This window comes from Clostridium polynesiense (assembly GCF_000820705.1).
Taxonomy (GTDB): Bacteria; Bacillota; Clostridia; order Clostridiales; family Clostridiaceae; genus Clostridium_AA; species Clostridium_AA polynesiense.
In genome coordinates this window covers 67,672-90,553 of the sequence record NZ_CCXI01000012.1, presented here as the reverse complement: position 1 = coordinate 90,553, position 22,882 = coordinate 67,672, and the positions used below count along the sequence as shown (strand labels likewise).

20 protein-coding genes and 1 pseudogene are annotated in these 22,882 nt (G+C 33.8%); 2 read left to right on the top strand and 19 right to left on the bottom strand.

Translation table 11 applies throughout. From position 1 onward, the window contains the following. Positions 1-2 precede the first annotated feature (2 nt). The 3 genes from TA89_RS02110 to TA89_RS02100 are packed head-to-tail and all read right to left on the bottom strand — an operon-like array spanning position 3 to position 1,519. Positions 3-374 (bottom strand): DUF4363 family protein, encoded by a 372-nt coding sequence (locus TA89_RS02110; protein ID WP_040210444.1) that lies wholly within the window; start codon positions 372-374, stop codon positions 3-5. A 20-nt stretch (positions 375-394) separates the two neighbouring features. After that, a complete protein-coding gene (locus TA89_RS02105; protein WP_040210443.1) occupies positions 395-760 on the bottom strand; it encodes a DUF4363 family protein in 366 nt (121 codons plus the stop codon). Positions 761-790: 30 nt separating this feature from the next. After that, complete coding sequence (locus TA89_RS02100; RefSeq protein WP_040210442.1) at positions 791-1,519, bottom strand: YetF domain-containing protein; 729 nt, start codon at positions 1,517-1,519, stop codon at positions 791-793. Between the two features lie 194 nt (positions 1,520-1,713). Here TA89_RS02100 and greA point away from each other — a divergent pair, with 194 nt between their 5' ends. Beyond that, positions 1,714-2,181: a transcription elongation factor GreA gene (gene greA, locus TA89_RS02095; RefSeq protein ID WP_040210441.1), complete on the top strand. Its 468-nt coding sequence runs from the start codon at positions 1,714-1,716 to the stop codon at positions 2,179-2,181. Positions 2,182-2,263: 82 nt separating this feature from the next. Here greA and TA89_RS02090 read toward each other — a convergent pair whose 3' ends face one another. The 6 genes and pseudogenes from TA89_RS02090 to treP all read right to left on the bottom strand — a co-directional run bounded on the left by TA89_RS02090 (position 2,264) and on the right by treP (position 10,269). Next, a complete protein-coding gene (locus TA89_RS02090; RefSeq protein WP_040210440.1) occupies positions 2,264-4,099 on the bottom strand; it encodes an extracellular solute-binding protein in 1,836 nt (611 codons plus the stop codon). 3 nt (positions 4,100-4,102) lie between these two features. Next, the gene (locus TA89_RS02085) at positions 4,103-4,972 is read right to left on the bottom strand and encodes an ABC transporter permease (protein WP_040210439.1); all 870 of its coding nucleotides are present in this window, start codon (positions 4,970-4,972) and stop codon (positions 4,103-4,105) included. Positions 4,973-4,985: 13 nt separating this feature from the next. After that, positions 4,986-6,071, bottom strand: a pseudogene (locus tag TA89_RS02080) (ABC transporter ATP-binding protein). Positions 6,072-6,338: 267 nt separating this feature from the next. Further along, positions 6,339-7,052 (bottom strand): trehalose operon repressor, encoded by a 714-nt coding sequence (gene treR, locus TA89_RS02075; RefSeq protein WP_040210438.1) that lies wholly within the window; start codon positions 7,050-7,052, stop codon positions 6,339-6,341. A 33-nt stretch (positions 7,053-7,085) separates the two neighbouring features. Beyond that, on the bottom strand, positions 7,086-8,753 hold the full coding sequence (treC, locus tag TA89_RS02070) for an alpha,alpha-phosphotrehalase (RefSeq protein ID WP_040210483.1): 1,668 nt from the start codon (positions 8,751-8,753) through the stop codon (positions 7,086-7,088). Positions 8,754-8,823: 70 nt separating this feature from the next. Continuing rightward, positions 8,824-10,269: a PTS system trehalose-specific EIIBC component gene (gene treP, locus TA89_RS02065; RefSeq protein WP_040210437.1), complete on the bottom strand. Its 1,446-nt coding sequence runs from the start codon at positions 10,267-10,269 to the stop codon at positions 8,824-8,826. A 338-nt stretch (positions 10,270-10,607) separates the two neighbouring features. On the opposite strand from treP, the gene TA89_RS02060 reads away from it, so the two are divergent. Beyond that, positions 10,608-11,222 (top strand): 50S ribosomal protein L25, encoded by a 615-nt coding sequence (locus TA89_RS02060; protein ID WP_052447272.1) that lies wholly within the window; start codon positions 10,608-10,610, stop codon positions 11,220-11,222. 104 nt (positions 11,223-11,326) lie between these two features. On the opposite strand, the gene trhA is transcribed toward TA89_RS02060, so the two are convergent. From trhA to TA89_RS02010, 10 genes are all read right to left on the bottom strand, one after another. Continuing rightward, positions 11,327-11,959 (bottom strand): PAQR family membrane homeostasis protein TrhA, encoded by a 633-nt coding sequence (gene trhA / locus TA89_RS02055; protein WP_040210436.1) that lies wholly within the window; start codon positions 11,957-11,959, stop codon positions 11,327-11,329. Between the two features lie 134 nt (positions 11,960-12,093). After that, positions 12,094-12,651 carry a hypothetical protein gene (locus tag TA89_RS02050; RefSeq protein WP_040210435.1) on the bottom strand — a complete coding sequence of 186 codons (558 nt, stop codon included), beginning with the start codon at positions 12,649-12,651 and terminating at the stop codon, positions 12,094-12,096. Positions 12,652-12,861: 210 nt separating this feature from the next. Next, on the bottom strand, positions 12,862-13,497 hold the full coding sequence (locus TA89_RS02045) for a precorrin-2 dehydrogenase/sirohydrochlorin ferrochelatase family protein (RefSeq protein ID WP_052447271.1): 636 nt from the start codon (positions 13,495-13,497) through the stop codon (positions 12,862-12,864). A gap of 56 nt (positions 13,498-13,553) precedes the next feature. Then, positions 13,554-14,351, bottom strand: coding sequence for a sirohydrochlorin cobaltochelatase (locus TA89_RS02040; protein ID WP_040210434.1), 798 nt, complete (start codon positions 14,349-14,351; stop codon positions 13,554-13,556). 27 nt (positions 14,352-14,378) lie between these two features. Then, complete coding sequence (locus tag TA89_RS02035; protein WP_040210433.1) at positions 14,379-16,406, bottom strand: alpha/beta hydrolase family protein; 2,028 nt, start codon at positions 16,404-16,406, stop codon at positions 14,379-14,381. A gap of 77 nt (positions 16,407-16,483) precedes the next feature. Next, a complete protein-coding gene (locus tag TA89_RS02030; protein ID WP_040210432.1) occupies positions 16,484-17,431 on the bottom strand; it encodes a metallophosphoesterase family protein in 948 nt (315 codons plus the stop codon). 188 nt (positions 17,432-17,619) lie between these two features. Then, positions 17,620-19,056: an aspartate ammonia-lyase gene (locus tag TA89_RS02025; protein WP_040210431.1), complete on the bottom strand. Its 1,437-nt coding sequence runs from the start codon at positions 19,054-19,056 to the stop codon at positions 17,620-17,622. A gap of 289 nt (positions 19,057-19,345) precedes the next feature. Continuing rightward, positions 19,346-19,855: a GNAT family N-acetyltransferase gene (locus tag TA89_RS02020; RefSeq protein ID WP_040210480.1), complete on the bottom strand. Its 510-nt coding sequence runs from the start codon at positions 19,853-19,855 to the stop codon at positions 19,346-19,348. A gap of 411 nt (positions 19,856-20,266) precedes the next feature. Next, entirely contained in the window at positions 20,267-21,157 is an 891-nt protein-coding gene (locus TA89_RS02015; protein ID WP_040210430.1) for a CPBP family intramembrane glutamic endopeptidase, read from the bottom strand. Positions 21,158-21,331: 174 nt separating this feature from the next. Further along, a complete protein-coding gene (locus TA89_RS02010; RefSeq protein ID WP_040210429.1) occupies positions 21,332-22,840 on the bottom strand; it encodes a DUF1846 domain-containing protein in 1,509 nt (502 codons plus the stop codon). Positions 22,841-22,882 lie beyond the last annotated feature (42 nt).

The window sequence follows — 22,882 nt, the reverse complement described above, 5'->3', positions numbered from 1 at the left end:
ATTTAAGGTCCTGCAAAAGGCTTTATAGCATAATCTAAGGAGTACCTTAAAGCTCCTAGATAGTCCAGGGCTGAGGACTCTTTATTTCTAACACAGTAGTCCAGCTGACCAAGATTATAATTAAAGCTTATAAAGGCTTCAGAAGCATTATTTGTTTGTATAATGACCTTCCTCTGATAATAGCTGTTTTTAAATTCATCTAAATATCTTTCAGCACTGCTCCAATCCTCCTCTGTTATGGATTTCTCCATACTGTTTATAGATCTGATAAGAGTTTTTTCAGGGGTTAAGTAATAAAAAACACCCCAGAGGAGAATAAATGCAAGTCCCCATGCAAAGACAATATACTTTCTTATATCTGTATTTTTAAACAATAAAATCATCTCCTATTACTTTATCTTCCTAACCCCTCCCAATGCTCAAGAGATGCGCAAAGCTCAATTACTGCTGAAGCTTTATCTTCAGCTAAGATAGCCCCCTCTAGTCTTGCAAGACTTGCACTAAGAGCATTTATTTCATCTCTTTCAGCACTGAACTGCACTCTCCTAAGTATTTTTTTCCATACTTCATTAAGCTTCTCAGCATCTTTATCTGCTCTTTCCCAGTCCTCTTCAAGCACATCCTGCATTACAGCATCAACGGAGCCTTGAAAGTTATCATCATTTCCCAAAGGGCGTTTTAATATGCTTCCGCTGAGCATTATTATCATAAATACAGCTATTGTAGCAATAGGTATAGATACTACCAAAAATTTTCTCATAATGTCTCCTTTATTAAGGTAATATTTATTTTAATAAGGACCTTTATAATCACCTATATCAACACCATTATTTATGTAGTCCTTGTATTTATCCACATATAATTCACCGTTATGGTCTATAGTAGCTAGAAAAACCTCTTCAGGATTTTTGATTCCCTGTTTATTAAGCTCCTTCTTAAGCCAATTTCTATCTAACTTTAAATTTTTGAGATTTTCATCAAAAATCAATCCGTCGTAAATAATTTCTGTACTTATATCTACCGGTTTAGAAGAAAGGTTTAAGTCTTTTTTAGTAACAGGCTGCTGTTCCGCCTTTTTAAGTACTGAAAGCTGGCCATTAGGCTCAATAATTGCAAATTCAACTTCATTTAAATTAAAAACATCTTTATTTCTTAGAAGTTCCATAATATCAGAAACCCTGTATCTTACCTTTTTTAATCCCTCCTCCAGTATCTTTCCCTTCATTATTATGATAGTGGGCTCTCCATCTATATATTTACCGCAGTAACGCCATTTCATTGCGGCATATTCCATTAAGAGCCCTAAAGCAGCCCAGGTTAGCAAACCTATCCAGTGCGGCCATGCCCTGCTGGATAAATCCGTAGTTAATGAGGCTGCGATAGAACCAATGGTTATACCTAAAACATAATCAAAAAAATTCAGCTGACTTATCTGCTGTTTTCCTAATATTCTGGCAAAAATAAGCAGAGAAAAAAAACCTATAACAGACCTTACAGCCACCACTAACCCTTCAATCATATACTCACCTCTTGAAATGAATTATCAAAATATAGTATGCTTAATATATTTATATTTATTCAAAATATCACTTAGAGCCTACCCCTCTGATTTTACAAATACACTTCATTAAAGATATGCCATTACTGGAAATTTACTGTAAATTATGCTATGATGAATATTAATAGAAAATATATTAAGAAGGAAGGATTAAATTGCATAACTACCTTACTGAAGAAGCAGTTCAAATGCTAAAAAATGAAATAGAACATCGTAAAATTGTAGTAAGACGTAAAATTAATGAAGATTTAAAAGAAGCCCGAGCTCATGGAGATCTCAGTGAAAACTTCGAATATAAAGCTGCTAAAAGAGATAGAGCCCAAAACGAAGGAAGAATAAGATATTTAGAAAGAATGATAAACACTTCAACCTTAATAAAGGATAACACTGATACTGATGAGGTAGGTCTTGGCAAAACAGTGACTTTAAATTTCATAGAGGATGAATATGCAGAAGACTTTAAAATAGTTACCACCATAGAGTCAGATCCTCTTAAAAATATGATAAGCATTGAATCGCCTTTAGGAAAAGCTATTTATAAGCAAAAGCTTGGAAAAGAAGTTATTGTGGAGTGCCCTGATGGAGAATATTCTGTTAGAATTGAAAAAATATCTCTGGTTTAATTTAAATTTATTATGTTTATATAATAAAAAGCCTTAAAAATGCTTTTAAATATTCAGCATTTTTAAGGCTTAATTTATTGCTTTATTTTACTTCTGACCATATTCTATCAAATATAGTTATTTTATCTCCTACGTCCTTGAGGTATTCTCCTCCTTTAAGCTCTTCTTCCGGAGGATAAACCGCTATATTTTCCATGATTTCATCTCCGATTAAAGGATACGCAGCAGTGTTAGGATTTCCGTAAGGGAAATGCTTAGAAATTTCAGCAGATATCTCAGGTTCCATAATAAAGTTAATAAAAAGCTCTGCAGCTTTAACATTTTTCGCATCCTTAGGAATAACAAAATTATCCTGCTGAAGGAAAAGTCCTTCCTTTGGTATCACATATTTTATCTTTGGATTTTCCCTTTGAGCTACGGCTCCTTCTGCCCCCCAGGCAAATATCGCCTTTGCTTCTCCGTTAATAAGACTTGTTTTAGGGCTATCGCTGTCGTAAGCCTTTATATTAGGTTTTAGCTTTTTAAATTCCTCTTTAGCCTTTGCTAATGCCTCTAGGGAAGTTTCATTAATGGAATACCCAAGTTTTTTAAGGGTTATTCCTAAAATCGCTCTTTGATCATCCAGAACCACTAAAGAATCCTTTAATTCACTTTTCCACAAATCCTCATAACCTGTAATAGTTCCTTCCGGAATTTTTGAACTGTCGTAGGCTATTATCCCTGCAAGCCACATATACGGAAGGCTGTATTTATTTTCCTTGTCAAAGGGCAGCGACATAAATTGAGAGCCCATATTCTTAATGTTAGGGATATTTTCTTTGTTAATCTCGAGTATTAACCCCTGTTTTGTCAAAACCTCCACCATAAAATCACTGGCTACAGCTATATCATAGTTCCCCCCTCCTGCCATAAGCTTGGCCAGCATCTCTTCATTGGAGGAGAAGGTTGAATAATTTACCTTTATATTATAGGTTTCCTCAAATTTGTCTATGACAGACTGAGGCAGATATTCAGACCAGTTAAATACATTGAGCTCCTGCTTTGGCCCCTTTGACCCCTTTGCAAAGCTAAAGAGGCTGTATCCCATAATAGAGGTCATAATAACTATTGATAGTATTATAGTTCCTACCCTTTTCATATTAAGATTGATATTTTTCAAGAAAAGAGAAAGACCCACTATTATAAAGGTCAATACTATTATTATTGTAGATAAAGCATTTATTTCAGGAGTAACCCCAAACTTCACCATGGAAAATACCTTTAAAGGAAGAGTCATGCTTCCCGCTCCTGCAACAAAGAAACTGATGATAACATCATCTAAGGATAAAGTAAAGGCTAATAATCCACCTGCTATAACTCCCGGCATTATCACCGGAAGAGTAACATGGATAAAGGTTTCAAAAGGAGTTGCTCCTAAATCCATTGCAGCCTCCTCTAAAGAACTGTTAAACCCTTCTAACCTGGCCTTTACTACAGAAATTACATAAGCGATGCTGAAGGTTACATGAGCTATGATCAGTGCAACCCTTCCCGTAGGAAGCTTAACCATTGAAAAAAATGCCAGTAAAGATATTCCCATTACTATTTCAGGAATAACCAAGGGTATATTAAGGACAGAATCTAGTATATTCTTACCCTTAAATTTATATTTATATAAACCTAAAGCTGCAAAGGTACCAATGATTACAGAAATCACAGTACTAACCGCTGCTACAATAAAGGAATTCTTAACCGCTTCCAGTATTCCTGCATTATGCAGCAGGCTGTTATACCATTTAAAGGTAAAACCTGTCCATACTACATTAAGCTTTGATTCATTAAATGAGAATACAATAAGCACCATTATAGGTATATATAAAAATAGATACATAATAAACATATAGAGGGATTTATATATATTACTGTTTTTTTTCTTCATAATCTAAAGTACCCTCCCCTTTTTTGTATCTCCGCCCAATCTGGTGTAGTAAAATATAACTATTATCATTACTATCATAAGAATAACGGATATAGCCGAGCCAAATGGCCAGTCTCTTGCAGTGAGAAATTGATTTTTAATTACATTGCTCATAAGCATCACCTTACTTCCACCCATAAGATCTGTAATAAAGAACAGTCCAAGAGTAGGAACCAGCACTAATATAGACCCTGATAGTATTCCTGATCTGGTTAATGGAAGCGTCACGTTAATAAACTTTTTAATAGGCCTTGCTCCTAAATCATCCGCTGCCTCAAGTATTCTGAAATCCAGCTTTTCGATGGATGCATAAAGAGGAAGCACCATAAATGGAAACATCATATATACCATACCTATAATAACTGCAATATTATTATACATAAGCTTTAAAGGCTCCTGTATAAGTCCTATATTAATTAAAAGGGTATTGATTATCCCTTCTGTTCTAAGCAGTATAATCATAGCATAAGTCCTGACTAAGGAATTAGTCCAAAAGGGAAGTATTATGAGCAATAGCATTATAGGCTTTATTTTTTTATTTGCTCCTGCAATTATAAAAGCAAAAGGATATCCAAGAATCAGACATATCAATGTCGTTAAAATACTTATAAAAAGAGATTTCAAAAATATCACTACATAAAGTTTGTCAAAAAGCCTTGCATAGTTTGATAATGTAAATTTATAAACTATTTCTCCAGCATCTCCTCTTGTGAGAAAACTTACAACAAATATTAAAAGCAGCGGAACCACGAAAAATGCTGTCATCCAAAGTGATACCGGCAGTATTGTTGACAAAATTCCTTTTGTATCTTTATTGGAAAAAGTTTTTTTCATTTGTCACTCCCCCTTATGCCTTGATGACTACAGTTTTATCTGTACTCCAGGTTGCAAATATCTCATCATCTGCATTTTTAAGGGTAAAGCTTTCTCCGATAGGTTCATTAATTAGAATTTCTTTTCCGTTATTTAAAAGAGCTACATTTTTAATAACAGCTCCATTATAAATTCTTTCTTTTATCTTACAGGGAAGCCATACATCTCCTTCTTCAGGAGCATACTTAAATTTTATCCTTTCAGGACGTATGGATACTATAAATTTATCACCCATAACATATTGACGGTTAGGTATCCTTATTATATCGCTTTCTTGTTCCAGGTGGAGAAGAACTTCTCTTTCCTTTAATTTTATAACTTCTCCCTCCAGAATATTGGTTTCTCCAAGAAAATCTGCCACAAATTTTGTTTTAGGCTGTTCATACAGTTCTTCCGGTGTACCTATCTGTTCCACCGTTCCGCCGTTCATAACTACAATTCTGTCAGACATAGTTAAGGCTTCCTCTTAGTCATGAGTAACAAATATAAAGGTTATGCCCAGCTGTCTTTGAAGATGCTTAAGTTCTAACTGCATCTGCTTACGAAGTTTTAAATCAAGAGCTCCCAGGGGTTCATCCAAAAGAAGAACCTTTGGCCTGTTGATTAATGCTCTGGCAATTGCCACTCTCTGCATCTGACCGCCGCTTAACTGAGCAGGCATTCTTTTTTCATAGCCTTCCAGCTGTACGATCTTCAGCATTTCTTCAACCCAGCTTGCTATTTCTTCCTTACCCACCTTCTTCATCTTTAATCCAAAGGCTACATTATCAAAAATATTCATATGAGGGAATAGAGCATAATTTTGAAAAACAGTATTAACGCACCTTTGAAAAGGTGCCTTTTCAGTAACATTATCATTATCAATGATAATCTGCCCGCTTGTAGGGCTTTCGAATCCTGCAATCATCCTAAGGGTTGTTGTCTTTCCACATCCGCTAGGACCCAGCAGCGTTAAAAATTCTCCTTTTTTAATCTCCAGGTCCAGATTCTTTATTACTGTTTCCTCTTGATCATAACTTTTACAAACATTTCGCAGTTCAACGAAAACATCGTCTTTCACACCGTAACATCCCCTTTAATAAATCAATTTTTCAAAAAATAAAAAACCTCCTTATGGCGTTAATATGCCAAAAAGAAGTTATTAATTTAATTTATAATTACTCCATATTTCGGAATAATTATAACCATAACTGAATATACTATAATTATTTTTAAATCTCAATAGTTTTTATAATTTTTTTAAAATATTTTTTTCTCGTTAAAAAGCTGATGCCTCAATATATTTAGAGGTATCAGCTCAAATTGACTTTATTACATGCTTTCAGCTTTAATTGGTTCTTCTTGCAAAATCTACAAATTTAAATTTATCTGGTCTATGTCTGGATTCAGTATACTGAAATAAGCTGGTGTCATCCAGATAAGTATAGCTTCTCACTACCACTATCATATTATAGCCTTCGCAATCCAGAAGTTTTTTATCTTCCTCAGTACACTGCTGCACGGTTATTTCCTTCTTAGCAAATCCTATCTTAAGCTTCAGCTCTTTTTCAATATATTCATAAATAGAATCTTCGCATACTTCCTTGGTTAAGTTTGGAATTATTTTTTTATTAAAAAAGTCCTTATCTAAAATGACTTTTCTATCTCCTAACTGTCTGACTCTTATAACTTTCCAAACCTCATCTTCTGATGTAAGCTCTAAATTGCTTTTAAGAAATCTTCCCGGTTTCACTACCTTCAGTTCCTCCACAAAAGTTTTTGCCTCCACTCCCATATCCTTGGATAATTCTTTGAAGCTGGTTATTCCTGATACTGGAAAATTGAATTTATTTATATCCAATATAAGAGAGCCTTTTCCTTTTATTTTATGAATATATCCTGCTTCTTCTAACAAGTTAAGAGCTTTTCTTACAGTGTCTCGGGATACATTAAAATGCTGCATCAGTTCATTCTCTGAAGGAAGTTTACTATTGGGCTCATAATCTCCGTTTTCAATCCTGCTTAATATATCATTATATATTATCGAGTATTTACTATCCATTTTGCTTCACCCTAGAACATTCTACCATCCCCATTATTCTTTTTCAAGATAATAGACAACAGACTCATAGGGACGTAGTACTATTTCTTCACCATATTCAGCACTGTCTTTATAATTCGAAATTAAAATCTTTGATTTAATATATGTTGTTTTAAACTCCTCTGAAAGTCTAAATACAGGAGTTCCATCATAGAAGTTATTAATAACAACGATCCTTTCATTTTTATAATCCCTTATATATGCAAAGATTTCAGTATGTTCTTCAAGTAAAGGAATATAGCTTCCATAAGCTATGACATCATACTTTTTCCTAAGCTCTATGAGTTGTTTGTAGTGATAAAAAACAGAATCTAGATTTTTAAGAGCTTCTTCAGAATTTATTTTATCATAATTTTTACTTATAGGAATCCATGGTTCTCCTGAAGTAAAGCCGGAATTTTTCTCAAAGTTCCACTGCATAGGGGTTCTGGAATTATCCCTGGATTTATTTTGAAGTATTTTAATTATTTCCTGCTCACTTTTCCCCTGATGTTTTAGTATATTATAATAATTTATAGATTCGACGTCCCTGTAATCTTCTATATCATTAAAATAAGGATTGGTCATTGCCAGTTCTTCTCCCTGATATATAAATGGGGTTCCCCTCATCATGTGTACTGATGTAGCAAGCATTTTAGCAGACTCGTTTATATAAATATCATCATCTCCGAATCTTGATACGCTTCTTGGCTGATCGTGATTGCATAAAAATACAGCACTCCATCCCTGCCCTTTTTCCATACCGCACTGCCAATTATTTAATATCTTTTTTAATTCATAAAAATCAAAGTCCATTAACGTCCACTTATCACCATTTTTATAATCTACCTTTAAATGGTGAAAATTAAATACCATTGACAGCTCTTTTTCTTTAGGATTTGTATATCTTATACAATTGTCAATGGAAGTAGAAGACATTTCCCCTGCAGATATTATATTACCATGTCTGCTGAAAGTTTTTTTGTTTAATTCTTTCAGATATTTATGGATTTTAGGGCCATCGGTATAAAATCTCCTACCGTCTCCTACATCATCATCTTCATAGACAGAAGGCTTAGATATTAAATTTATGACATCCAGTCTAAAGGCTTTTACCCCTTTGTCTATCCAATAATTTATCACATCATATATTTCTTTTCTTACCTTGGGATTTTCCCAGTTTAAATCCGCTTGAGTGCTATCAAATAAATGAAGGTAGAATTCCCCAAGCTCCGGAACATATTCCCAAGCTGAACCACCAAACTTTGATATCCAATTTGTGGGAGGTTTCCCCCTGAAACCCTTTTTAAATATATAATAGTCTTTGTAGTTTTTGTCACCCTGAAGTGCTTTTTTAAACCATGGATGCTCTGTGGAGGTATGATTAAATACCATATCAAGCATAATTTCTATACCTCTTTCTTCCGCTTCCTTTATAAGCTCCTGAAAGTCCTCCATGGTACCGAATTGAGGATCTATATTCCTATAATCAGCTATATCATAACCGTTATCTCTCTGTGGCGAGAGATAAAAAGGTGTAAGCCAGATGCAGTCCACCCCTAAATATTTCAGATAATCTAATTTATCAGTAACTCCTTTTAAATCACCTATACCATCTCCGTTAGAATCATAAAAAGATTTTGGGTATATTTGATAGATTATGCTCTTTCTAAAATCCTTCATGTATATCTGCTCCTTTAATTTCATTGTATAACATAAAAGGGAGGAGGCTTCCCCCCTCCCTTATTTGTTTTTATGCTTTAGCTTTAGCTTCAATGGTTTTATACTGCTTTACTCCGACTTTTTTCTTAGCAAAGGCTATAGTAAGCACAAAGGGTACTATCACTGCTGTTACCATTGCTATGAAGAACATTAGCATGAACTGAGGTTTAATAGATAAGATTCCTGGAAGTCCTCCTACTCCTATGGAGTTTGCCATTACCCCGCTTCCTACGGAAATAACCGCTGCTATAGAGGAACCTATCATTGCTGCCAGGAAAGGGAAGATATATTTAAGATTTATACCAAACATTGCAGGTTCAGTAACACCTAAATAGCATGATATGGCAGCAGGTATTGAAACTTGTTTTTCCTCTTCATTTTTTCTGTTCAAATATATCATAGCAAGTACTGCAGATCCCTGTGCAATGTTAGACAAGGCTATCATAGGCCACAGATTTGTTCCTCCCATTTCCCCCATAAGCTGGAGATCAATAGCATTTGTCATGTGATGAAGTCCCGTAATAACCAAAGGAGAATATACAAATCCAAAAACAGCTGCAAAGAGCCATCTTAAATTAGAAGTCAATCCTGAATATACTACATTTGATATAACCGAACCTATTTTCCAGCCAATAGGACCTAAAACCACATGAGCTATTAAAACCGTTGGCAAAAGAGAAAGGAAAGGCACCACTATCATTGAAATATAAGAAGGAACCCAATCCCTGATTTTAATTTCTAAATAAGATAAAAGGAAGCCTGCCAAAATTGCCGGAATAACCTGAGCCTGATATCCAATCATCTGAACCTGTGCAAAACCAAAATTCCATACCGGTATTTTATCTGCACCGGCAACGGCATAAGCATTAAGAAGCTGGGGGGATACAAGGGTAAGACCTAAAACAATTCCTAATATTTGTGTGGTTCCCATCTTCTTTGAAATAGACCATGTAATCCCTACAGGAAGAAAATGAAATATAGCCTCTCCTATAAGCCACAGAAAAGCATGAGCGCCAGACCAGAACTGTGAAACCTCTACCAGAGTTTTGGTACCGTCTTCCAAAAGCTTAATATCTCCGATTATATTTCTAAATCCAAGTATTAAACCTCCTACAACTATTGCAGGTATAAGAGGTGCAAAAATGTCCGCAAGATGAGAAATAAGTTTTTGAAGCCAGTTCATATTTTTTCTGGCAGCCACTTTAGTTACATCCTTACTTACCCCTTCTATTCCTGCAGCCTGTACAAAGTCATTGTAAAATAAGGGAACCTCATTTCCTATTATCACTTGAAACTGTCCAGCTTGAGTAAAAGTGCCTTTAACCGCTTTAATTCCTTCAATTTTGGGAATATCAGCAGCTTCTGCCCTATTAAGAACAAATCGCATTCTGGTGGCACAGTGTGATACTGCAGCGATGTTTTCACTGCCTCCTATATACTTAAGGAGCTCAGCGGCTTCATTTGAATATTTACCCATGATTCTACCTCCTAATAAATTCTTGATGTAATCATTTTCAAGAAAACCTATACGTACAAGTTGTTTTATAATATCATTATATCCTGTACGTACAACTTAGTCAAGGTTGTAATTTCATATATTTACCTATATTATTTTAAGAATTTTCTAACTAATTGTTAACTATATGATAACTAACTATAAACATTGTAAACAATAGTTTAATAAAAGGTTAACCTTTTCCTCTAAAGCTTTATATTAAGTTATATTAATGTAGAATAATCATATAGTAATAAGTTATTTAATAACTTTACTATTTTTTATTGGTTTAATGAGACAATAAGAAAGAGGTGTTATTTATGTCACAGTCAGCAATTAATGTGATGGAAAGAAATCCCCAGGAAAGAGTTAAAGCTTTAAGGCGAGATGGTATAGTTCCTGGAATAATTTATGGAAGTTCCATGGATAAAAATATACCTATTAAGGTGGATAGCATAGAATTGGCAAGAGTATTAAAATATAATTCAAAAGGTTCTATTCTAAAATTAGAAATTAATGATAAAAAATGGTCATGTTTAGTTAAAGAAGTTCAAAAAGAACATTTAGGCGATGGAGTTATTCATGTAGACTTCCAGCATGTTAAGTCTGATGAAGTAGTAAAAATGAATATTCCTATTACCTATACAGGCCGTGAAAATTTACAGCTTAATAGACTTGTTCTTGAATCACTTCAGCCTGAACTGGAGCTGCAGGGTCCCGCAGAAGATATTCCTCTGCACTTTGATATAGATGTTTCACAGATGCAATTTGAGGACAAACTCTATGCAAAGGATATAAAGCTTCCTGATAATATTACCCTGTTAACAGATCCTGAAACCCTTCTAGCTGTGGTAAACGCTTCAGTTATGTACAAGGATCTTGAAGAAACCGCTGAAGCTGACGCTTCTGAATCAGGGACATCTTCTGAAGCGTAATTTCAGTATAATATAAAAACTGATAAAATGTCTTTAATATAAATGATAATAAAAGTAAGCCACACTAATTAACCTTTAGTTAATCAGTATGGCTTATTTTTAGTTTACAAAAGCGTCATCACTGAGAAAAAGTGAAAGACACTTCCTACTATTACAAAAAGATGCCAGATTCCATGATTGAATCGTATTTTGTCTTTGATATAGAAGAACGCTCCTCCTGTATACGCCAATCCTCCCAAAACTAAAAACGTAACTCCTGCAGGAGTCATAGCTGAACTAAGGGGCTTAATAGCTATAATTATTATCCAGCCCATAAGTATATATAATAAAGTAGATAACCTATCCCATTTGCCTATGGAAATGGCTTTAAATATGATGCCTATAACAGTGCATCCCCATACCACTCCGAATATTGTCCAGCCTACATAGCCTCTCAGCACAGTTAAGCAAAAAGGAGTATAAGTTCCGGCTATCAATAGGTATATCGACATATGATCAAATTTCCTAAAAATCCTTTTTGCCTTAACATTGGTTAAGGAATGATACAAGGTAGAACCTAAATAAAGAATGACCAATGAAGCACCATAAATGGAAAAGCTGACTACATGCCAAACTGTTCCCTTCAGTGCTGCAAATACTATAAGAACTACTAAAGCTGCTATAGCCAGAGCCGCCCCGGCACCATGAGTTATGGCATTTACTATTTCTTCCTGCTTTGTGTAAAAATTATTCTCCATAGTGTACTCCTTATCTATTATTTTTTTAATTATATCACATATGACTGCTTTTCAAAATAAAGTTCAAAATAAATTATATCCATAAAAATAAGGCCTGAATTAAACTCAGACCTCTTTCTATTTAAATCTACTTTTTATTTTTTAATTTCAGTTTTTCCTGTTACAGTACCTTTGTCAGTTTTAAATGTCTTTTGTGCTTCCTCATTAGCAAAATAAACATTTCCTTCAACTTTACCATCTACGATGGAGAAGTCTTTAGCTTCAACATATACGTCTCCTACAAAAGTACCACCTTGTATTTTTGCATTTTCACTTTTTATAGTTAACTTAGGAGCTTTTAAAGTATACGAAGCAGTCTTATTCCTCTTATCATCCTGATCATAAAGAGCTAATTTACGTCCTGCAGGAACTTTTTTAGAGGCATCGTTTTTATCTGCTTTAGTAAACTCTCCTTCCATCACTAATTCCTTACTTGATGTTAAATCAGATTTTAAAACTATAATCCATGTACCATCCTTGCTTAGAGCTTTTTCAAGAGATTGTTCATCTTTGGCAATAGATGCTCCGGAAACTACATCAGGATTCTTTTCGCCTTCTTTCTTGGCATCATTATTCTGAGTACCCTTTGAACCGCATCCCGTTAGTATAACCGCCGCTGCAGTCAATGATAATAATAATCCTTTAAGTTTCATAAATATTACCTCCTAATATTTTTTATTCTTTAGTATTAATTACAAGCACTATAATTATATCATAAGTTGCGGTTGACACAATAGTTTCCATGGAAATCATTATGAGATATAAGAAAATTTACAAAAAAAGAGCTTTAAAAGCTCTTTTTTCCTTAGCGATAACCTTATTTAATACAATAATTTAAATCCTGTTCTATTTCCCTATAAACTTCACTTTTCAGCTTCCACAAAGGATTTATGTACCAATTCCTTTAAGCTCTCATAAGTAATGGTTTCAATATTAATAATCTCATCTTTAGGAATATTAAGTACCTTGCTGAATATTATCTTTTTCTCCTCTTCAGTAAAGTCTTCCTTTAGTACCTTCTCTCTAATACCGGCTAATACATTTATATACTGGGAATATTCTTCTCCATAAATGCTTTCAAGCTCTTTCTTTATCTTTTTATTCAGGAAAGGGACCTTTCCTGAAGTAGAAATAGAAAGAGAAAGATCTCCTCTTGTTATTGTAGATGGGAATATGACAGAGGATTCCTCCAGAGAATCAGAAACGTTACAGAAAGCACTATTTCTTTTACAGTAATCGCTGATTTCCTTATTAATTTCTCTATTATTCGTTGCAGCTACTATCAAATAGGCATCTTTTAAATAGCAGGAATTATAGGGTTCTTTAATTAAGGTAATCTTATTCTGAATACTTTTAAATTCTTCAACAAAATCAGGGCTTATAACAGTTATTATACCTCCGTATTTCAGTATAGTTACGCATTTTCTGAAGGCTACTTTTCCTCCGCCTATGATTACAACATTTTTATCTTTAAAATCTATCATTAAAGGCATAAACATATCCTCACCTCATCCTTGTACTTCTCTATAACTAAATTACTAATAGCAACATCAATTTAAAGCATCATTTTCTCTATACACTTTATAATAAGATCTATAAAGTACCCTTCATCTGCCAGTGCTCCATTTAAAATATCATAATTAATACCCTGCTTTATAAACTCCCTTTGAATAAGTGAGGTTTTTTCAGATAATATATCTTCTTTCATATGGTAACCGTTATAAATAAACAGCGGAATCATGGTTAAATTTTTATAATCTTTTTCCTTTAGTTCCTCCACTAAGGCTTCAATAGCTTCTTTATCTCTAATGGAAATCAAAAATGAATACGGAAATTCTTCTTTTATTGCTTTTTTAAGCCTTTCATAAGATATATTACCTCTTCTGCTGCTTCCATGGACAATAAAGATATAAGCTGAATTCCTGAAATCCTCAGTATACTTCTTTTCCTGCTTCTTAGAATAGGATTCATTGATAAGCTTCATCAAGAAGATTTTAAAATTTTCAATGTTTCCTGTTTCTAATAAAGCCTCCCCTAATCGTATATCCTCTGCCTTCATCATGACCAGATAACTTTGGATATTACGGAATATTTCCCCTCCAGCAAGGATTAAAGGCTGTATATATACCTTGCTTCCTTTACCTTCACAACATTTAATTGCTTTGGAAAAAGCTATAAATCCCAAGTTATTTAATTTTTCATCCTCTTCAGCCTTTAAATCCATGTAGGAATGAATAACTTCAAAGCCTTGAAATATATCTAAAAGCCTTGGTTCAAGTCTTTTTTTCAGACAATATATTTCATTTATATCAGATGTCTTATTATACACTAAAATAATAATATTCTTATTCATACAGCCTCCTTTCCCCAGTTGGATAAACTATTTTAAGTGTTTATTAAACCACTGAGTAATCTCCTGAAGCCTTCTAAGCCTGTGTTTAGGCTTACCGCTTCTGCTTAACTCATGGTTTTCTCCCCTAAACATGCATAGTCTTGAATCTACCCCATGATATTTAAGGGCAGTAAACATCTGTATACCTTCAGCAAGCCAGCACCTATAATCTTCTTCAGAATGTATAAACAGCGTAGGGGTTTTTACTTTGTCAGCATATTTTAAAGGAGACTGTTCCCACAATTTTTCCTGATCTACCCAAGGTGTTCCCTGACATTGATCATCAACAAAGAAATATCCGATATCCGTGGTACAGAATTTAGATATCCAGTTAGAGATGCTCCTTTGTGAGGCAGCGGCTTTAAATCTATCTGTATGACCGATTATCCAATTAGTCATAAAGCCTCCGTATGAGCCTCCGGTTACTCCCACCTTCTCTTTATCTATAAAGCTGAACCTTTTAATAACTTCATCTGTAAAAGCCATTATATCATCATAATCTATAGTTCCATACTTACCTCTAATATCTGCAAATGCGTTACCTCCTCCATCACTTCCTCTTGGATTGCAGAAGAATACCGCATAGCCTTCATTAGCCCAGTACTGCATCTCGTGATAGAATACAGTTCCATAGACGGTTTTAGGTCCTCCATGAATATCTAAAATGGCAGGATACTTTTTATTTTCATCAAAATCTACAGGCTTCATAATCCAGCCTTCTATCACTACTCCCGGAGATGTTTCTATAGAAAGCTTTTCCGGAGTAGAGAGCTTTCTTTCGGAATTAACCCATCCATTCATATCTGTAATCTGTTTTTCCGTACCTATTGTAAATTTATATAATTCCTGAAGCTTGTCCGTTTTCATTCCTATAAACAGAAGACTTTCTTTATTTATGCTTATTCCATCAACGGAGCCTTCTCCTGTAATTATCTTTTCTATTTTACCTTGAGCATCTATTCTGTTTAAATAAGAATTATGTCCTTCAGTAGTGACATAATACAAATATCCATTATTTATTTCCTTTAAAGATGCCCCTCCGTATCTACAGTCAGATCCTACAGAGTTTGTAAGGGCAGCATCTAAATCCGGGGTTATACATACAGACTTTCCTGAATTTAAATCAAGTATATAAAACTTATCATTTTCATTAACTCCATATCTCTTCATGTTAGTTGCGGAATATATAACTCTGTCATCAGATATAAAGTCTGCAAAACTGTGGGATAAACCTTCAGAGTTTTCTGTTTCCCCCTCAGAAGCTTGATAATCATATATCTGAAGCTTCTTACTCTTAATATCATAAACTGCAATGAGATTTGTAAGTTCCCTTTTGTCTTTAAAGTCAGACAAAAGCAGTACTGCCTTGCTCTTATCCTCATTTATATTAAAAAGATCCACATCTACGCTTTCATCAGTTATTTCCTCTATGTCATGAGAAGCTTCATTGTAGCTGTAAAGCCTGTTTCTTTTCTTATTTGTAAAGCCTCCTCCGTTTGACCAGAAGGGTATTTCTTCCAAAACTTCATAATCCTTCTCTTCTTTTCTAAACTTCAGCTCTTTTTTCTTTTCTTCTTCAGTAAGAAAACTTATATCACTTCTGCCTATGCTGTATGGAGAAGTAAAAAGAAACATTTCTTCTCCTGCTTTTTTAATTGACGACACTAATTTTGGTATTTTAAAATACTTTAAGGCCTCACCGCCGTTAATGTTTATTTTATAATACTGAGTGAATTCTTCGCCGGCCTCTAGCTTTTCTTTATCCCTTGAATCTCTTGCATCGGGAAAAATAATGTTATCATTATCCAGCCATAAAAAGCTTCTTTCACTATCAAATGCTGTCAGTTGATAATATTTTTCTGTTTCCACCTCTAAAACCCATAGATTTGAGAGATATTTATTTTCATCAAAATCCATGCTATGTACAACAAAAGCAGCATGTTTTCCATCAGGAGAATGTTTTATTCCGGATAAAAATTTATATCCGGTAAAGTCATCAATTTTTAAGCTTTCCATTACTATCACCCCTAATTATTTTTTAATTATATTATACCTCTATTTTCAGACAAGTTAGTATATAATAAAAATTAATATTAATTTGAATTATTAATCTTCTTATGAAAAATCAGCTTTTTATCCTTGAAATCTATTCCCCTGATAACTACTTCCTTCCCTTTAACTTCAATATACAAGCCTTGGTTCAAAGGTACTCTTTCCATTTTTCCATCATTAAATAATATGGTATACTTTACAGCTCCTGTATGAACCACAGTAAAGGGTTCTTCTGTATTTACATTTTCATCATTTAAGGATTGATGGGTGTGAGAATTAAATACTATCACCTCCGGGTATTTTGATAAAATCTTCTTAATTTCACTGCTGTTATCTAGTCCTACCCATCCTTTAGAGGTTTTATTTATATTCTGGTGGAGAAACAGGAATATAGGTTTTCCTTCCTCATACCCTTCTGCAAGCTTTTCTTTAAGCCACTTAATCTGATTTTCCGAAATAAGCGCTTTTACAGAATTTATATTTTGGGAATTTCCGTCCTCGGAGCCTAAGGATATGAAATGATAACCATTAATCCATCTGTCATGATATACCCTGCTTTCACCTGCAAATTCAAGATATCTATCAATAAAGGTTTTCACATCTTCTTTAGAGTTTACTTCTATCTTATAATCAAAAAATTCATGATTTCCTATATTTTTAATGATATTCTCAGGAATATACTTCTTATTTTTCATAAGAGCTTTTTCAATTAATTCATATTCATTGGGAAGCCCTTCATCTACAGTATCCCCGTTAAGTATCAAAGCATCCTGCTTTGAGTTTATACTATTCAGCGTTAATATAGCCTCTTCAAAATGATCAATGTTTGTATGGATATCTCCCAACACAGAAAAAGATATATCTGCTTCAGTATCAGCCTTAATTCCAATACTTTTACCGCTTCCTTTAGTATTTATCCTATTTCCACAGGCACCTATATAAAAACTCACCGCTACAGCAATAACTGATAATAAAATGGTCTTTTTCATGCTTTTTTTCCTTTCAATAGCATAATATTGAATATTAATATTATTTAATATTCATTATAATATATAATATTATCAGTAATAAAACATTTTATAAAACAAAAGCTTCTTTTCTCATAAGAATATTTATTAATTCCATGGGAAAAGAAGCTTTATTATAGTTTATTGTTTATATTCTAAAATAATAAATACTATTTAACAGTTAAAACCTTATTTGATATTCCAGGCTCCGTCATAGCCATGGTATCAAAAACCTCTTCAATTTCTTCTTCATTTAATATACCGTACTTCAATACCAGCTCCTTCACTGGTTTGTCTGTTTTCATAGCTTTTTTTGCGATTTTGGCAGATTCCTTATATCCTATATGAGGACAGAGAGCAGTTACCACCCCTATGCTGTTTTCCACCAGGGAGCTGCATCTTTCCTTATTTGCTGTGATTCCTGATATACAATTACTTACAAAGGTATCAACACCTTTTGTAAGTGTTTCTATGGACTCAAAAAGCTTGTAAAAGATAACAGGTTCAAAAGCGTTTAATTCCAATTGTCCAGCTTCTACTGCCATAGATATGGTGGTATCATTTCCTATAATATTGAAGGCTATTTGATTTACCACTTCAGGTATAACGGGATTTACCTTTCCAGGCATTATAGATGATCCATTTTGTTTACCGGGAAGATTTATTTCTCCAAATCCAGTTCTTGGTCCTGAGGACATAAGTCTTAAATCATTAGCAATTTTGGATAGTGTTACAGCACATATCTTTAGTGCTGAAGATACTTCTGCAAAAACATCGATATTCTGCGTGCCATCCACTAAATCCTCCGCCTGATTCAGTAAATGATTTGTAGCTTTAACTAAGTTAGGTACTATCTGACTCTCGTAATCTTTATGAGCATTGATTCCTGTACCTATTGCAGTTGCTCCCATATTTACTACTCTTAGGCTGTCCATAACCCTGTTAAGCCTTGTAATATCCCTTCCAACTACAGCACTATACGCCTTAAATTCCTGACCTAATCTTATGGGAACAGCATCCTGCATCTGTGTTCTTCCCATCTTTATAACGCTGTTAAATTCCTCTGCCTTCATTTCTAAAACAGCTTTAAGCCTTTCCATCTGCTTAATAGCTCTTGGAAGTAGTTTTAAGGCAGTAAGTTTTCCTGCAGTAGGTATAACATCATTAGTAGACTGTCCCATATTAACATGATCATTTGGATGGACTATAGAATAATCTCCTTTTATTCCACCTAATATCTCAATAGCTCTATTAGCTATAACCTCATTAGCATTCATATTCATAGAGGTGCCGGCTCCCCCCTGAATAGGATCAGTGATAAATTCTTCATGGAGCTTTCCCTCTATTATTTCATCACAGGCTTTTACTATTGCATTTTTAACCTTTTCAGTTAAAAGACCTATTTTCCCATTGGTAACAGCAGAAGCCTTCTTAATTTCCGCCAAGCTCCTGATGAATTCTTCATTAATTCTTAAACCGGTAATTTTAAAATTTTCCACAGCCCTTAAGGTTTGAACTCCATAATAAGCATTGGCGGGAACTTCTTTTTCACCGATAGAATCACTTTCAATTCTGTAATCATTTTCATTGCCACAATAATCTTCCATATTAATACCCCCAAATTGAATTATATATTCATCAAACTTGCAAGAATACCATTCACTCAAGTATATTTTATGCAATTTTTCTTTCATCATTTCCAGTATAGCCCTTTACAAAGATAAAATCAAGAGATTTGCATGAAAAGATTCATATTTTGGAGGTTTCATATATTATTTTGCATTAATAGCTTCAAAAATTGTATGATAGCTATATATGTTTTCACAAAAAGGAGCTTATGTGCATTAAAAAGTAATTTTTACAGCACATAAACTCCTTTGAATATTCATTATAATATTATGCAGAAAGCTTTAGAAAATCATTCATAGTAATAGTATAGTGCATTTCTTTTGACATTTCTTTGTTTAAAGAAAAGCCTATTTTACTGAAAGCCCTTCTGGAGCGGCTATTTTCAAACTTAATCTTCGCAATGACTTCATCTACTCTCCACTGAAAAAAAGCATGCTTCAGTCCTTCATAAATGGCATTAGTACCTAATCCTTTACCCCACATTTGTTTTTCACCAATTACAATAACCATCTCTGCCCCAAAGGATTTAGGTATTAGCTTTAAAAAACCCACAGGCTCCTCTTCTTCATGGGTTATCATAAAAAAGCTTCCATTTTGGTTGAATAAATGAGTAAGTATAGGCATGTTTACTCTATACATTACTTCCTTTATGCTCTCCTGAACATTTTGTCTTTCATTTAAATATTGAGTTACTTCATTATCCTCCAGCCAATGGATAATCCTCCAAGCATCAGATGCAAAAATTTCTTGCCTCAATTTTACATTGTTACCTCTCATTACAAATAATCCTTTCATAGATGATAATAAAAAAAGTCATATAAAAAGACCCCTAAAGGCCATTTTTTCTTTCCTAACACCTGCAAATTATACTAATACCATACATTTTAGTCAATGATTGTAACTATCTAATTCGAGCTTTAACTGCATATATCTATATAAATCGACATTTATCAGTATTTTCCTGCTATGGTTGTTATTTTCCATTTAAATCAAGAAACTTACTTTAAATAGAAATGTCCCAAAAAATACAAAAGACCGCATTAAGAATTCTCTTAATACAGTCTGATACATAGGGAATATTTAGATTCCCACTTTATCTTCAACTATTCTATTTAATTATATGCTTTTAATAATTATAACTAATATTTAAAAAATAGTCCAATTCATTAATGAAATAGTTATATGGTATTAGTAACTTCTTTTATCTCTTAATATCAAAATTACCATTACAATAATACCTAAAGACAATGCAAGAGTACATGCTATGCTTCCTTCCGGACCAAAATTACCGCCAGTAAAGATCTCACTGCCCACAAGCTTTAAATTAATCAGAGATCCTGCACCTGATTGATTACCGCTTACTTCAAGCCCATATATATTCCCCTGAACCCAGTTCCAGGCAGCATGAAAACCGCAGGCTCCCCATAAATCATCGGTTTTTATCATATAAAGTCCAAGTAGTAATCCCACAAGGATAATATTAATTACTGAAAGAATGGTGACACCATTATTAGCCAGGTGAAGGAAGCCAAATAAACTTGAAGAAACAATCAAGGCTAAATAAGCATTATATCTGGCTCCAAGCACATTCATAAACCATCCTCTGGTAAGTATTTCTTCTGTACTTCCCTGGACAATCCATCCCGGCAGGATTATAAGAATCCCTGTTAATGCAGACAATCCTGTAGGGTATAAAGATTTAGTTTCTATTACTGCATTTCCTAATAAATACAAAAGTCCCACAACTAAAGAAAACAATAAGCATCCAAAAATAAACCCCGTTGAGAATTTTGCGAAAAAGTCTCTCCCTTTAAGCCCTAAACTGCTTATACTTCTTTTCTCTACTTTTTTTACCCATAAAAAAACAAATAAAGAAATAAATAAAAACTGAAAGATTAAAAGCATCAAGGATTCAATCGCAACAGATGAAATGCTGCTTATAAAAAAATAAATTATAAATAATCCTAACGTCTGTCCCCCTAATAAAAACCCAAAAGTTAACAGTACAGCAAAAAATATATTCGGAAGATATTTAGATGAACTGGCTTCCTTAAAAAGGCCTTTATTTTTTGAAAGCATTATATAACCCCCTATCTCTTTGTTCAGCTTATAACATTAAGCTAATTATATACATATTAATTATACCAGTTTTATACATCAATTACATTATATATAAAAACACCATATAATTATTTTTACATTACAAATAAGCCTCTATGCAGTTAATCTGCACAGAGGCTTATTATTTTGTTGTTAATTGTTATAATACAGACTTTCAGAAGGATATTCAGGATCACAAGTAATATCAATACCAAGCTTTCTAAAGGTCTGTTCATCGCTTCTGCTTAAAATTGTCGTAGAGTGAGCCTGACAGCCTTTAAGCATTACAAGCTTATCCAAGGCTACCTGTGCTGTAGGGTTAGTAGCAGCACAGATACTAAGTGCAATAAGCACCTCTTCACAATCCAATGCAGTGCTCATACTGCTTAAGGTTTTAGATTTTAAATTAATTATAGGCTCTAATATTAAAGGTGAAATAAGGTGTATATCATCAGAGATATTTGCAAAATGCTTAACTGCATTCAGCACTACCGCTGCAGTGGAATTCATTACATCAGAGCTTTTTCCTGTAAGTATGGTTCCGTCCTCCAGTTCTAAAGCTACTACAGGGCAAGGCTCATTTTTATTATACATATTTTTAAGCTTTGCTGAATATTCTCTGGCAGGAATGACAACTCTCCTGTCCTCCTGCTTCAGCGTAAGTTCCTCCATTATAAGCTTAACTCTCTGGAGGGTTTCTTCATCTACATAACCCTTTTTATATTCACAACTGGTTTTAAAGTATCTTCTGATTATCTCCTGCTTTGAAGCTTCCTTAACCACTTCGTCATCTATTATTCCATAACCTACTCTGTTAACTCCCATATCGGTAGGAGATTTATAAAGAGATTCTTCTCCAGTAATCTTCTCAATTATTCTTCTTAGAACAGGAAACATTTCAATATCTCTGTTATAATTTACAGCCATTTTGTTGTAGGCATCAAGATGGAAGGAATCTATCATATTAACATCTTTCAAGTCCGCTGTAGCTGCTTCATAAGCAATATTTAAAGGATGCTTTAAAGGTACATTCCATACAGGGAAGGTTTCAAATTTAGAATATCCTGCTACCTTTCCTCTTTTATATTCATGATAAAGCTGGCTTAAACAGGTTGCAAGCTTACCGCTTCCTGGTCCCGGTGCCGTTACCACTACAATAGGTTTTGTAGTTTCTATATAAGGGTTTTTACCGTAGCCTTCATCGCTTACTATGGTATCTACATCTGTAGGGTATCCCTTTGTGGCTTCATGGGTATAAACCTTTATACCCCTATGCTCAAGCTTTTTTATAAAAACCGTCGTAGCAGGCTGTCCTTCATATCTGGTTATTACCACACTATTTACATCCAATTCATAAGATCTCAAATCATCTATCAGCCTTAGAACATCCATATCATAGGTAATTCCAAAGTCTCCTCTTATTTTGTTTCTTTCAATATCTCCTGCATAAACACAAATTATGATCTCAACCTTTTCTTTGAGTTTTTGAAGAAGCTTTATTTTAGCATTTTCATCAAAACCAGGGAGAACCCTCTTTGCATGAAGATCAAAAAGCAGTTTTCCACCAAACTCCAGATACAGCTTATCGTAATTATTTACTCTTTCTAAAATATACTTCGATTGCTCTTCCAAATACTTTTTATGATCAAATCCTATCTTCATATGTACTCCTTACAACACTAAATTCTAGTATTTTTAACAAAT

Bases quoted from the DNA above. Each gene is read 5' to 3' on its own strand.
- TA89_RS02090 (WP_040210440.1), bottom strand. From the start codon at position 4,099: ATGAAGAAAAAAAACAGTAATATATATAAATCCCTCTATATGTTTATT.
- TA89_RS02030 (WP_040210432.1), bottom strand. From the start codon at position 17,431: ATGAAAAAGACCATTTTATTATCAGTTATTGCTGTAGCGGTGAGTTTT.
- TA89_RS02010 (WP_040210429.1), bottom strand. From the start codon at position 22,840: ATGAAGATAGGATTTGATCATAAAAAGTATTTGGAAGAGCAATCGAAG.
- TA89_RS02015 (WP_040210430.1), bottom strand. From the start codon at position 21,157: ATGCTTTCAAAAAATAAAGGCCTTTTTAAGGAAGCCAGTTCATCTAAA.
- treC (WP_040210483.1), bottom strand. From the start codon at position 8,753: ATGAAGGATTTTAGAAAGAGCATAATCTATCAAATATACCCAAAATCT.
- TA89_RS02020 (WP_040210480.1), bottom strand. From the start codon at position 19,855: ATGAGAGGTAACAATGTAAAATTGAGGCAAGAAATTTTTGCATCTGAT.
- treP (WP_040210437.1), bottom strand. From the start codon at position 10,269: ATGGGTAAATATTCAAATGAAGCCGCTGAGCTCCTTAAGTATATAGGA.
- TA89_RS02060 (WP_052447272.1), top strand. From the start codon at position 10,608: ATGTCACAGTCAGCAATTAATGTGATGGAAAGAAATCCCCAGGAAAGA.
- trhA (WP_040210436.1), bottom strand. From the start codon at position 11,959: ATGGAGAATAATTTTTACACAAAGCAGGAAGAAATAGTAAATGCCATA.
- TA89_RS02035 (WP_040210433.1), bottom strand. From the start codon at position 16,406: ATGGAAAGCTTAAAAATTGATGACTTTACCGGATATAAATTTTTATCC.
- treR (WP_040210438.1), bottom strand. From the start codon at position 7,052: ATGGATAGTAAATACTCGATAATATATAATGATATATTAAGCAGGATT.
- TA89_RS02045 (WP_052447271.1), bottom strand. From the start codon at position 13,497: ATGTTTATGCCTTTAATGATAGATTTTAAAGATAAAAATGTTGTAATC.
- TA89_RS02025 (WP_040210431.1), bottom strand. From the start codon at position 19,056: ATGGAAGATTATTGTGGCAATGAAAATGATTACAGAATTGAAAGTGAT.
- TA89_RS02105 (WP_040210443.1), bottom strand. From the start codon at position 760: ATGAGAAAATTTTTGGTAGTATCTATACCTATTGCTACAATAGCTGTA.
- TA89_RS02050 (WP_040210435.1), bottom strand. From the start codon at position 12,651: ATGAAACTTAAAGGATTATTATTATCATTGACTGCAGCGGCGGTTATA.
- TA89_RS02040 (WP_040210434.1), bottom strand. From the start codon at position 14,351: ATGAATAAGAATATTATTATTTTAGTGTATAATAAGACATCTGATATA.
- TA89_RS02085 (WP_040210439.1), bottom strand. From the start codon at position 4,972: ATGAAAAAAACTTTTTCCAATAAAGATACAAAAGGAATTTTGTCAACA.
- TA89_RS02100 (WP_040210442.1), bottom strand. From the start codon at position 1,519: ATGATTGAAGGGTTAGTGGTGGCTGTAAGGTCTGTTATAGGTTTTTTT.